The following is a 13,040-nucleotide window of genomic DNA, read 5'->3' on the forward strand; positions in this document are numbered from 1 at the left end:
CATAATTTATCTGTGGAGATTGTTATTGGCAAAATATTTGAATGAGAATTCTCATAGTTGAAGACGATAGTTCCCTGGCTCAAGCTGTTGCAACAGTTCTTGCTCAACAACATTATGTAGTTGATATTGCTGCTGATGGGCAAGAGGCTTGGGAGTTTGTGAATGTGTGTAACTATGATTTGATTTTGCTCGATATCGTTCTGCCCAAGCTAGATGGGATTAGCCTTTGTCAACAATTACGGCAACAAGGCTATCAAATGCTGATTATTCTGTTAACTGCAAAAGATACCAAGACTGATAAAGTTATGGGTTTAGATGCAGGAGCAGATGATTATGTTGTTAAACCTTTCGATTTTCAAGAGTTATCGGCTCGTATTCGTGCTTTACTTCGTCGGGGAAATTCTTCTTTACCTCCAGTTTTAGAATGGGGGAGTTTGCGTCTAGATCCGAGTAGTTTTGAAGTTACTTATGATAGCCAAACCCTACATTTAACCGCAAAGAATTTAGTATTTTAGAACTTTTTTTACGCAACAGCCAGCGCGTATATAGTCGGAGTGCAATCGTAGACTTATTGTGGGGCGCGGAAGAAGATCCACCAGTAGCAAATACTATTAAGTCTCATATTAAAAGTCTGCGGCAAAAACTCAAAGCAGCAGGTGGTAACTATGATTTTATTGAAACGGTTTATGGTGTGGGTTATCGCTTAAAACTTTTATGCCAGGAAATCGAGCAAGAAGCAACACAAGAGCAGCAGCAAACTTTGTTAACAGCAGTTGCTCAGGCGCGAGAGGCTTTCAAAGCTAAAGTTGGCTCGCGCATTGCTGTATTAGAGCAAGTAGCCAATACTTGCAGACAGGGTACCCTTGACGCTCAACTGCTTCAACAAGCAGAACAGGAAGCTCATAAGCTAGTTGGTTCTTTGGGAAGTTTTGGTTTTACAGAGGGTTCACAATTAGCTGAGGAAATAGAAAATTTACTTGAAGGTAAAGCATTTATCTCATTATCACAATGTTTACGTTTAGATAAACTCGTGATGCAGTTACAACAGGAGTTAGATAAAACTCCTGTTGAGCTAATAAATAGTGAACCTCGTCAAAACCTGCTACTTGTAGTTAGCAATGATGTAGAAGTAGTAGAACCCTTAGTTAAAGAAGCTGCGACTGAGGGAATGGAAGTGAAGATTGTCAATCATCTTGCTGCTTTAGGTGATGCGATCGCATCTTCCAACCCCAATGCAATTTTACTTGACTTGAGTGTTGGCGATTACACTCAAGATAGCTTAAATTTTTTCAAGGAGTTGTCTAGGCGATCGCCTGCAATACCTACATTAGTAATTACAGACAAGAATAATTTTCTTGAGCGTCTCGAAGTAGCGCGTGCTGGCGGATGCTCTTTTTTGCAGAAATCTTTGCCACCCCAGCAAATTTTACAGGCTATTACTCAAGTCATACAACCAACTCAGATTACTGGTAAAAGAATCATGGTTGTTGATGATGATCCAAAAGTCTTAACTGATATACAAAAACATTTGGCACCTTGGGGAGTGAAATTAAATACCTTGAATGATTCACGACGCTTTTGGGAAATTTTCTTAGAATTTTCTCCCGATTTATTGATTTTAGATGTAGATATGGCTGATATAAATGGCATCGATATTTGTCAGGTAGTACGCAATGAACCCAACTTTAACTTATTACCAGTGTTGTGTCTTATTGATAGTTTAGATGCAAATATTGTTGAGCAGTTATTTGCAGTTGGCGCTGATGATTGTTTGAGTAAGCCTATCCTAGGTGCAAAACTTATCAACCGCATTTTTAACCTCTTAAAACGAAATCAACCTTAGGTGGATTTAATATCAGTATTTTAGTAGCTATTTTAAATTACATAGGTAGACAAAATTGCTAAAAATAACAGCAACCTTGGGGGTGCATTGTGGGGTTGGGACAATTAATCGGCTTTCTCGCTCTTGTTATATGTCTTTACATTTCGTGGCAAATTCGGCAAATTCTGTTAGTGATATTTGCAGCCATAGTTTTAGCGACAATTCTCAATCAAATCGCGATTTTTTTCCAAAGATTTCGTATTAAGCGGGGTATTGCCGTTACTATCTCAGTTGTGCTTGTGCTGCTTGTTTTAGTTGGTTTCTTTGCCCTGATTGTGCCGCGTCTTGTAGAGCAATTGCAACAATTTAGTGATATTATGCCTATGGCATTAGAACGGTTGCGATCGTGGAATAACTGGTTACTAAATGTTATTCCTGACCAAATGCTAGAAAATATTCGAGGGTTGAGATATATAACTCAAGGTTTACAATCTTGGTTAGATCAACTAATTAATAACTTCTTTTCATTGCTTAGTAGGTCTTTGAGCATTGCTTTAGGATTATTGCTCTTTGTTGCCCTCACTATCATGCTCTTAGTTAATCCAGCGCCATATCGCCAAGGATTTATACTTTTATTTCCTGCTTTCTATCGTCGGCGGATTGATCAAATTTTAGACAAGTGTGCAGCATCTTTAACTGGCTGGATCAAAGGCACACTTTTGACGATGTTACTTATCGCCACATTGAGCTATATTGGCCTATTAATTTTAGGAATACCATTACCACTAGTAAACGCTGCTTTAGCTGGATTGCTAGAGTTTATTCCCAACCTAGGCCCAACATTGAGTGTAATTCCACCTGCACTTTTAGCTTTGAGTGTAGCGCCTTGGAAAACTGCTGCGGTGGTAGCTCTATACTTTGGTATCCAGCAGTTTGAAAGCCTAGTTATACTACCTTTCATTATGAAAAGTCAGGCCGATGTGTTGCCAGCAGTTACTTTGGTAGCAGTAGTAATTTGTGGTAACTTTTTTGGCTTTTTAGGTGTGTTTCTGGCTGTACCATTGGTAATTGTGCTGCAAACTTGGATCAAAGAAGTTCTAGTAAAAGATATACTCAATAATTGGCAGGAACATAAGAAAGATAATCAAGCACCACAACCTGTAATTACAGATAATAAGCAAGCTAATTCACTAGTTAAGTAACTGAGTTTATCACATAAAACTTGCCTATAAATTAATACGGTTCAGTTAAGGATAATTGTAGGTTGGGTTGAACGAAGTGAAACCCAACAAACTCCTGGAGATGTTGGGTTTCGTTCCTCAACCCAACCTACGCAGCTTAATGTTTTTGGCGCTAACTGAACTGTATTGGCCTATAAATTTAAGGCTGGGTATTAGGTTGTGATGGTAGTAGTTCAGGTATGACTGTTAATTGCAAAGTCTGTCCATATATTTGATACCTTAGGCTTTCCGCTTGATAATTCAGGTAATTTTAGACTTCAACCTTCAGTTGACATATTACCTACCTCTATGAGTAATTGAATACTCAGATGTTGCATGAGTCTTTGTCCATTCTTGTAATGCCCAAAGACTAATTAAAGCTGCTAAACCAGCCCCTAAAGAGTCCATAATTAAATCGATGATAGTATCATCTAAGCTGCCAATTACTTCAGTACTCAAAATTTTGCCAGCCGACCATTCCGTAACCTCCCATATAGCACCAATGGCAATACCAAAACTGGCAATAGTTACCAAATACAAAAGTGTATGATTCCGAAAAATATTCAATATAGAACTATAAACTAAAAAACTCAGTGCTAAGGTAATCGCAAAAGTTGTATAAGCATGAACAATTTCGTCATAGGGCCCCGGCATATAAAACAAACCCCAAACCCAGCCCATCGCATTTACCAAAGCTGCTACTACAAATAAAAAATCAAATAAAGTGGGTAATTTGTCATCCCGAATCACAAATACCAAAGATGCAATCAGAAAAAATCCTAAAGCTAAGGCATTTAACCAATTACCCTGAACTGATGCAAAAATTACAAAGATTGCTAATACTGCCTGTCCTACCCAAGCGATCGCTCGATATCCTCGCCAAGTTATACTTTTCATCTGGTTTTTTTATGTTCTACAAAATTCCAATTTTTAATAGCATTGTTGTAGTCTAAAGCTTTAATAATCGCATCATACTGTCGCTCTACATCTTGGCGGTCTTGCTCTTGCACAAGTCCTTCTCGACTATCTTGCAAAATCATTTCAGCATGACGCTTGAGGGATGCACAATATTGGCGATTATTTGTGTAGTTAGCAATAGTCCCTAGAGCTTCTAACAACCTAATAGTTACTCCTACATCCGACTTACTATACTGCCGAATTTGGTTAAAGGCGCGATTGATTAATTCTGTAAAATTAGTTCCTTCCGCAATAACGCGCAGTTTGTGATTGTGATCGTAGCGGTAAGGTGAAGGAAAATCTCTTTGAATTAATTGGCAAAAACCTGCACTAAGTCTGTCAATACAACGAATTGCTGTAAATGGATCATTGATACCAGGAGAGATGGCACGTAAGGCAATTTCTACTAATTGATCGATGGGAAATTCTATATCTTGTTGCTCTGTACGTTCTATCCCTAAAATAAAAGCATCATTGATTTGTTTGACAAGTTTGGCATTCACTATTTCTTCCGGAAAAACTCTGACTAAATCGCTACCTTTAACTAAAAATTTTCCTGGTCGTGTTTGCAAGCCTATCAATAGATTATACTTGCAAGCAATATTCATGATTTCTTCGTCATCAATGGCTTGCAGATAACCTGTTTTCATTGCTGGAATGGGGTATGATTCTTCCTCAAAAGAAATGAGAATTGATGCAGTAACGTCTTGTTCGGTTTTACCTTCTCCAACTTTTTCGGGAAATAGGCGCTTGATTGTTTTCTCTAAATCATCACTTACATTGATAATGACGTGGGATGCCTGAATAATAGTTGAAGCATGATGGATAAAATAAATCAGGACACCAATGCTAATAATTGCTAGTAAAATACCGACTGTAACAGATAGTTGCGGCACAAATTGGCTGTATCCATCTCCCTCGCCACGAATCGTCCGCAGTACCAGCAAGCAGTAAATAAACGTACTAAGAAATGTACCCAGAGCAAATTGATTACCCGTATCTTGCATAAAGTTACGTAGCAACCGAGGGCCAAAATTGGATGCAGCAAGCTGAAGGGCGACGATTGTAATTGAAAAGGCTGTAGCAGCAACACTCACCATCGAACCTGCAACAGCTTCCAGTAGCGATCGCGCTCCATCGGCACCACCAGTATAAATCCACCAGTAATTAATATCTGCATTGCCAGAGCGGTCAAGACTTAGCATAATGAATGCCAAAGCTGTAGCCGCTACCGCCATAACTGCGGGAATAAACCAGTAGCTTGAGTGGAGCTGATCCCAAAGCTTGCTTAACTTAACGTTTCTCATTGTTCTTCAAATTGAGAATCTATGTTGCCATTCCCATCATTAGAGGAACGTTTTTGCGCCAGGAACCTCAGAGAATCGCTGATGCGGCGAGGTTTTGGTACTTCCCGATTCCCAGCCGGCCAACCTTCACGCTGACGGGAGCGATCGCCATCTGTTTCTTCGGTTTGGTCGTGAAATAAAATTTGTTGTGTGGGGAAAGGCAGATCTATGCCATTGGCGGTGAGGGTTTTCTTGATTGCAGTTAATACGCGATCGCGTGAAATCAAATTATCTGCCCTTCTTGGTGGTTTAACCCACCAACGGGCGCGGATATTCACAGTACTTTCAGCTAATTCCATTACCAATACATCAGGCGCAGGGTCTGACAACACCTCATCGACACTCTGCATTGCTTCCATAATTAATTGCTTGGCTCGGTCGATATCATCACCATAACCAATACCCACATCATACTCTAAGCGGCGACTTTCAAAGGCAGTGTTTACAGTTACAGAATTGGTGAATAATTCGGAGTTAGGAATTACAATCCGCCGACCATCATAGGTTCTGATTGTGGTGGCGCGTGTCTCAATATTTTCTACAGTTCCCTCAAAGTTTTTAAAGACTATTTGGTCATTAATTTGAAAAGGTTCAGTGAGTAAAATTAAAATTCCAGCTAAAAAGTTCTGTAAAATATCACGGAAAGCAAAACCAATTGCTACCCCACTAATTCCTAAAAGTTGCACTAAATCGCCTGCTCTGAATGTCGGTATCACAATTGATAGAGCTATAAACAGCCCTATTAAAATTGTTGTACCCTGTGCTAAACGTCCTAGTACCAGTCCTAAATTACGAGCTTGACGACGGTTACGTGTTACTCGTTTGACCAGGCGCTTAATTGCCCTAGCTATGATAAAGAAGACGACAAAGACAATTAATGCCAACACCATATTTGGAAGCAGTGCAATAAATCCATTGATCATGCCTTGAATTTGCTTCCAAACTACGGTTATTTCTCCATTCATGTTAATAAATTAATGGGTGTAATTTTCTAATTTAGTGCTTACGCTAGCTGTAACTAGCCAAAAATTTTAAAGAAACTACCAGCAATAAATTGTGCTTTATTGCTGGTGGACATCAATAAAGTTTTCTCCTCAATGCATTTGCGATCGCTATGCAAAATTGCACTGCAATTAGTGCATCTGTTGACGCTTATCAACAATTTCTACTGTGGAATCATTGCTGGTAGCGGGAGTATCTACAGTTCTTTGACGATCGCCATACATCTCATTGGCTCTATCAGGAGTGCGATTGGGAGCATTAGAGATGTTATATGTTTTCCAATCACGAACCCCACGATTTCTGAGAATTGAACCAGCACGCTCAATTTCATTACCAAAGCCTTCTACCATTACCAAGTAGTCACCTTGGGAGACGCGATCGCCGTAACGTCTGGCTTCTTCTTCTGGAATACCTAAACCAGTTAGCGCGCCGATAATACCGCCTGCTGCTGCGCCAATTCCCGCACCAGCCAAGGTAGTTGCCAAGGTTCCGGCTGCTAAAAATGGGCCTGCGCCTGGAACTACTAAACTTCCAAGACCGACAAGTAAGCCACCTACACCTCCCAATACTGTACCTGTGACTGCACCAGCACCAGCACCTTCTCTAGCCTCATTATCACTTGTATCTCTCACCTGGGTACCAGCAATTTGCTCATTGCGTTCTGTATCTCTCGCCAATACAGAAACTTGATCCATTGAAAACCCGGAATTTCGCAGTTCATTTAAAGCTTCTTCGGCTGCTTGTCGGTTAGAAAATGTACCAACTGCACGTTTGTATTGTTGAGTTGTCATTTTTCCTCCTAAGACTATGACAAATGTATTCACATTTGTTCAATTACTGTTACAGTCTCTCTTCTCAAATGAAAATTTTCATCAGTCAAGAGGTTTACTTGTTATCTATCTAAAGTCAGTATTACAGAGACAGCAAGGCATAAAATCGCAATCATATAAAATTCCAGCAACGGTATACCAATTTACAAAATGATGGCATTGTTGGTCGAAATACTTGGAGTACCACCCTGGATACTGTAAGTTAGTTTGAACAGTAGCGATTGCACCATTCTCATAACAATCATATGCGATCGCTATTACCGCCATAGCAAGCAAAAAAGCCAATGGGGCATTGGGCATGGGGTATGTGTTTAATGCGATCCCTTGTTGTCCCTGTGTAATTTTTTTCTAGCTCTTTGCTTTTCTTCGATAATTTATTTGTTGAAATTGCCTAAAGATAAATTTTGAATAACCATACAATCTCCCCTGATAGTTCTTACATCCGCCCCGATCGCCGGGGGAAGCATAAAATTTTCATCGGTATGGCTCCCGGTGTCGGTAAAACTTACAAAATGCTAGAAGAAGCACATCAGCTCAAGGAAGATGGGATTGATGTTGTCATCGGGATTGTGGAAACTCATGGACGCAAAGAAACAGCAGAAAAAGCTCTAGGTTTAGAGGTGATTCCTCAAAAAATCACTATTCACCAACAAGTGACTTTGCAGGAAATGGATACTGATGCAATTTTCAAGCGATCGCCTCAACTTGTATTAGTCGATGAACTGGCGCACACTAATGTACCTGGCTCGGTGCGCGAAAAACGCTACCAAGATGTAGAACTAATCTTAGCTGCTGGTATTGATGTTTACTCCACCGTCAACATTCAGCATTTAGAAAGTTTAAATGACTTGGTAGCTAGAATTACAGGCGTTGTCGTGCGTGAACGGATTCCTGATAGGATACTTGATGAAGCTGACGCGGTTATTGTTATTGATGTGACTCCCGAAACTCTAGAAGAACGCTTGCGGGAAGGCAAAATTTATGCATCTGAAAAAATCCAGCAATCCTTAGAAAACTTCTTTCAGCGTCGTAACTTAATTTCTTTACGCGAACTCGCCTTAAGAGAAGTTGCAGATACAGTTGAGGAGGAAGCAAACACTTCTCCTTTACAAGCACAAAGCTGTAATATTCACGAACGAGTTTTAGTTTGTATATCAACTTATCCTAATTCCGTGCAATTGCTGCGTCGAGGCGCACGTATTGCTAATTATATGAATGGGCGACTTTATGCCATTTTTGTCGCCAACCCCGAACGCTTCCTGACGAAAAAAGAAAGTTTACACATCGATACTTGCGAAAAATTATGTAAAGAATTTGGTGGAGAATTTTTACATGTTAAGAGTCCGAATGTAGCTCAAGAAATTGCTCAAGTTGCAGCTAAGTATCGCATCACTCAAATTGTCGTTGGTGAAACTCAACAGCCTAGATGGAAAAGATGGATTAAAGGCTCTTTTACCCAACGATTGATGGAGTTAATTAGAAAACAAAATATTGATTTGCATATTATTGCAACGGAAAAATAATTTTTAATTCGTAATTCGTAATTAATATAAAGTATTAAATGTATGGTGTGTTGTCGCCTAGCGCAACGCACCAATACCTAAATTACAGTCAACACTTCGAGTGAGCTTCAGTGCGGCGCAGTCAACAGTCAACAGTCAACTGTTAACAATTAATAAATAAATTGATGCTTTGCTCTTACCCTATCGTAGGCTTACTGAGTATTGGTTAGGTAAATTAAGTGGCACATATCCAGCCACAATATATTTTCTAGCAAGATTTGATAAACGTATATCCTTATACAGATGCGGTTTATGTTACCAGATATCCCGCTAAGATTTGAAATTAAGCTGCCATCTTACCATCCTCAGTTATTGGAGGGACTGGACTTATGGTTGCGTTTCGGTTTGATATCGGATAGCCAAGTTAGACAAATTTGTCGCGAATATCTTGTGTGTCCGATAACAGTGCAGGTTCCCGTAGTCAAAGCAACTGTCGATCCGGTGAAACCATTACCTGTAGAGATGTTACAGGGAATTTCTATACCATCAACAGTATCGCCAGTCACAGCAGAACCAGCTAAGCCAGCAAAACCCAATTTTTTCACGACCATGTTGCAGTCTTTGGGTGAAGAATTGAGTGTCCGTTGGTTGCTGTTTTTAGGCGTATTTTTAGTAGTGGTATCCTCTGGGGTACTGGCTGCGAGTCAATGGGAAAGGTTTCCGGCTTCGGGACAGTATGGGGTTTTATTTGCTTATACTTTAAGCTTTTGGGGCTTCGGTTTTTGGGCGGCGAAACAAAATAACTTGCGATTGACGGCGCAAACATTACTTTTGGTGAGTCTGTTATTAGTTCCTGTCAATTTTTGGGCAATGGACAGTTTTAAACTGTGGCACAATCCTTTAGATTGGATTACGGTGGCGATCGCAGCTCCAACCCTGACAGTGATGACTACTTTACTGTTCAGTAATCGTCTATTTTCGATTAATTTACGTACTGATAAGTTACTGTTAGTTAATATTCTGGGCTTATCTTTCTTACATTGGGGTTGGAAATTACCCAATTTTCCCCTAATTGCCGTTTATTTGGCAATGATTGGCACCACTATTATTACTATTTATCATAATCGCTACCGCAGACAGAAAACTCCAGATGCTACACCGACTGAAGGTAGTAGCCGCATTAGTTTAGGAATTCGCTTACCAGCTGCGATTATTGTATATGCCCTGATAGTTCTATTAATGCGGGCAATTTTTATTGTCCAAGTAGATGTTACTCAGCTGGGGTTAGCGATTGGTATTTGCGGCTGGTTAATGACTTGGTTGGCGCAGCGGGAGATAACAGAGCAGGCTTCTCTGCGAGAGGCTGCGCCAACGGCTCCGCTCAGCCTGCGAGGTGGGAGCAGGGAGCAGGGAGCAGGGGGAGTAATTTCTTCCTTGTCTGCCTTTATCATCTGGGAAAGACTGGGCAGCATTGTACTATTCTTGGGTTGGTTGGTTGCAGTTTTCAACTATCCGGGGCAAGCTATTGCTGTGAGTGGGTTGGCTTTGCAGTTTTATGGAAGTCGCTTGCAAAGGTATAGTTTACAGACTGATTTCGTTGCAGTATTTGTCATTGGTTTACAGGCGATTTGGTTAGGTTGGCGGTTAGTACCTGCAAATATCCAAGCACAAGCGATCGCATTTGGTACACAATTAACTAATTCCCAAAATGAACCTTGGGCTTTGTTGAGTATTGCTTTCTTTCCCTACCTGCTTTTAATGGCGGGGTTGACGGATTTGTTTTATCGTCAGCAAAAGCGCCAGTTGGTAATCTGTGGTGATGGATTGACGCTGATTTTAGGGACTGTGTTAACGACAATCGCCTTGGTAAATCCGATATTGCGATCGCTCAATTTATTATTATCTACCATCACTTTAGTTAACATCACCAAACGCCGCTTACCCAGACAAACAGAATCTTCTCCCTTGGTATATCTCACCCACATCATGGGAGTTTTGACGCTTTGCTCGACTGTGAATTGGTTATTCCCAACTTTGGGTAGGGAATTCTGGGCAACTATTTTGTTAGTGTTGATGGTGGTGGAGTTAGGATTAAGTCTAACTCAGGGAATTTGGCGACAAAGTGCTTGGCTGATTGGTTTAGGATTAGCCGCCGCCAGTTATATGTTACTTTGGGCAAATGGCGAATCAGCTTGGTATGGTCAGGTGCGCAGTCAGCACCAGTGGGGAATTATCTGGTTAGTTACGCCGTTAACTCTCACAGCTATCGCCAGCCGTAACAATACCCAGGAGCGCAGAGTTAATACTACCTTGAGTATTGTCTCCTTAGGATTGGCGCAGTTACTAACTATACATTTACCAGGGACAAGATTAATCGCTTTAGCAGTAGCTACGGCGGTGATGTATTTTAATACGAGTTATTTACGCTACGAACTAACAGCCGCAATTACTCTAGGCTTTGGACTGAGTTTTATCGGGACGCTGTTGTGGAAAGGAATACCTGGATTACCCCATTTAAGTGTTGCAGGTTGGTTTTTAGTAGGCGCGATCGCTACTTTTAGTTTATGGTTTGGGCGGGCAGTTTTAATTCGCCAAAACAACCCACTCGCAACTATATATGCAAAGGCTAGCGATAAATGGGCGATCGCATTTTGTAGTCTAGAATTATTCTTACTGACAGTCCATTCCCTGGCTGTTTACGAGAAATTTCAGACACCGGGAGTTTTATATTTAACTAGTATCGCCATCACCTTGGCGGGTATTGTCTATCGCAGTTGGCGCGAACCTAATAACTGGGCGTTTTACGGTATCGGCTGGGGTTTAGAATTACTGGTAGCAGAAATCCTTGGCTTTTGGGGACGTTCGACAGTAAATATGGCGATCGCGAATATTGCCTTGGGTTTAAGCGCCGAAGTTGTGGGAGAATGGTGGCGACGACGCTATCAAGTACGCCTCAGCAGCTTGCATATTCTGCCATTGGTGTACGCTGTCTTAAGTGTGATATTACGCTTAGATACCTTTGAAAGTTGGACAGGCTTATGTTCTCTTGGCGTAGCTTTAATTTTCATTGGTGTTGGGCGCAGAACCGAGAAATTCCAACCCCTGCTGTATTTGGGAATTATTGGTGTTTCCCTTTCTGCTTATGAACTGCTGTTTTACCAAATGTCCCAAGCCAAAGGTGGCGCTTATGGGGATGCATTAATTGCAATGGCAGCTTTGGGTACAGGCATTATGTACGCCTACCGGATTTTATCACCTTGGGTAGGGGATTATTTACGCCTAACTCCCAGACAATTAAAAGCCATTACTCATCTGCACTGGGCTTGGAGTAGTTTTCTGTTATTAGCGGGAATTCTTGCACCCATCGAAGTGAATCGCCTGTTAGGTTTGGGTACGGGAATTGTCTTGATTCAGTATGCAATATTTGAAGGCAGGAATATTACTGCATCTAGCCAAATCCTGGGTAACATCACCATAGCCGAGATGTGGGTGTACCTCGGTTTATTACAACTAGCCGCCCTGAGAATATATTGGCGGGGGACAATTGTCGAGCATCTTCTCAGTCATGTATTAGTACCTTGGAATGGTGCGATCGCTTGTGTGTTTGCCTACTTCCTCTACATTTTACCTTGGGAGGATTGGGGCTGGTCAAGACGACCTTGGCGCAACGCTGCATATATTATCCCACTGATAATTTTAGCGGAAACCAGCCTGAAAGTTTACCCGATTACTTTAGCGATCGCCGCTTGTTACTATATCTTCCTCGCCAAAATAGAAAACAACATCCGCTTTACCTATATCAGCGCCGCCTTAATTGATTGGGCGTTATGTCGCTGGTTTGCTGACTTACGCCTCAATGATAGTTTGTGGTATGTCACAGTCATTGGTTTATCTTTACTGTATATTGCCCAAATAGATCCTTGGCTCAGGCTACCAGAAGGTAAAGGAACTCGCCACAGTTTAAGGATGGTGGGGAGTGGCTTAATTTGCGGTTGGGCTGTTTTCTTTAATCAAGATACCGCCGTCATACCGGGAATTTTCAGCTTAATTGCTATTTTCGCCGGCTTAGGATTGCGAATTCGCGCCTTTCTCTATGTGGGTACAGCCGTCTTTTTATTTACTAGTATTTACCAGCTAGTAATTTTCAGCCTGCGTTATCCATTTTTAAAATGGGTAGTTGGCTTGTTTGTGGGGATAGTTTTGATTTCTATCGCTGCTAACTTTGAAACCCGACGGGCGCAGATTAGTTCCTTATTGCGCAATACCAATGATGAATTTCATCATTGGCAATAGGGGAATTTGTAACTGAATTTTATCCCAATTTGCAAAAAGAAAGCCACATATGGTATGGGCATGGCAGT

Annotated in this window: 10 protein-coding genes; 5 read left to right on the top strand and 5 right to left on the bottom strand. The window is 41.1% G+C overall.

The features are described from left to right. Nucleotides 1-41 precede the first annotated feature (41 nt). The 3 genes from H6G41_RS36010 to H6G41_RS17890 all read left to right on the top strand — a co-directional run bounded on the left by H6G41_RS36010 (nt 42) and on the right by H6G41_RS17890 (nt 3,024). A complete protein-coding gene (locus tag H6G41_RS36010) occupies nt 42-515 on the top strand; it encodes a response regulator transcription factor (protein ID WP_306790435.1) in 474 nt (157 codons plus the stop codon). Continuing rightward, the gene (locus H6G41_RS36085) at nt 509-1,843 is read left to right on the top strand and encodes a response regulator (RefSeq protein ID WP_308796220.1); all 1,335 of its coding nucleotides are present in this window, start codon (nt 509-511) and stop codon (nt 1,841-1,843) included. Before H6G41_RS36010 ends, H6G41_RS36085 begins: the two co-directional genes overlap by 7 nt. 89 nt (nt 1,844-1,932) lie before the next feature. Further along, nucleotides 1,933-3,024: an AI-2E family transporter gene (locus H6G41_RS17890; RefSeq protein WP_190747533.1), complete on the top strand. Its 1,092-nt coding sequence runs from the start codon at nt 1,933-1,935 to the stop codon at nt 3,022-3,024. Nucleotides 3,025-3,339: 315 nt separating this feature from the next. Here the strand turns inward: H6G41_RS17890 and H6G41_RS17895 are convergent, their stop codons facing one another. The 5 genes from H6G41_RS17895 to H6G41_RS17915 all read right to left on the bottom strand — a co-directional run bounded on the left by H6G41_RS17895 (nt 3,340) and on the right by H6G41_RS17915 (nt 7,477). Then, nucleotides 3,340-3,939, bottom strand: a complete 600-nt coding sequence (locus H6G41_RS17895) for a hypothetical protein (RefSeq protein WP_190747534.1) — start codon at nt 3,937-3,939, stop codon at nt 3,340-3,342. Further along, the gene (locus H6G41_RS17900) at nt 3,936-5,306 is read right to left on the bottom strand and encodes a DUF2254 domain-containing protein (protein WP_190747535.1); all 1,371 of its coding nucleotides are present in this window, start codon (nt 5,304-5,306) and stop codon (nt 3,936-3,938) included. The genes H6G41_RS17895 and H6G41_RS17900 overlap by 4 nt, the downstream gene beginning before the upstream one ends. Further along, nucleotides 5,303-6,310 carry a mechanosensitive ion channel family protein gene (locus tag H6G41_RS17905; protein WP_190747536.1) on the bottom strand — a complete coding sequence of 336 codons (1,008 nt, stop codon included), beginning with the start codon at nt 6,308-6,310 and terminating at the stop codon, nt 5,303-5,305. Before H6G41_RS17905 ends, H6G41_RS17900 begins: the two co-directional genes overlap by 4 nt. Nucleotides 6,311-6,478: 168 nt before the next feature. Further along, nucleotides 6,479-7,138: a general stress protein gene (locus H6G41_RS17910; protein ID WP_190747537.1), complete on the bottom strand. Its 660-nt coding sequence runs from the start codon at nt 7,136-7,138 to the stop codon at nt 6,479-6,481. A gap of 105 nt (nt 7,139-7,243) precedes the next feature. Next, the gene (locus H6G41_RS17915; RefSeq protein WP_190747538.1) at nt 7,244-7,477 is read right to left on the bottom strand and encodes a hypothetical protein; all 234 of its coding nucleotides are present in this window, start codon (nt 7,475-7,477) and stop codon (nt 7,244-7,246) included. Between the two features lie 101 nt (nt 7,478-7,578). Between H6G41_RS17915 and H6G41_RS17920 the strand changes: the two genes are divergently transcribed. Then, nucleotides 7,579-8,700, top strand: coding sequence for a universal stress protein (locus H6G41_RS17920; RefSeq protein ID WP_190747586.1), 1,122 nt, complete (start codon nt 7,579-7,581; stop codon nt 8,698-8,700). Nucleotides 8,701-8,991: 291 nt separating this feature from the next. After that, nucleotides 8,992-12,972 carry a DUF2157 domain-containing protein gene (locus H6G41_RS17925; RefSeq protein WP_190747539.1) on the top strand — a complete coding sequence of 1,327 codons (3,981 nt, stop codon included), beginning with the start codon at nt 8,992-8,994 and terminating at the stop codon, nt 12,970-12,972. Nucleotides 12,973-13,040 lie beyond the last annotated feature (68 nt).

The sequence above is a fragment of the Tolypothrix sp. FACHB-123 genome (genome assembly GCF_014697075.1).
Classification (GTDB): domain Bacteria; phylum Cyanobacteriota; class Cyanobacteriia; order Cyanobacteriales; family Nostocaceae; genus Aulosira.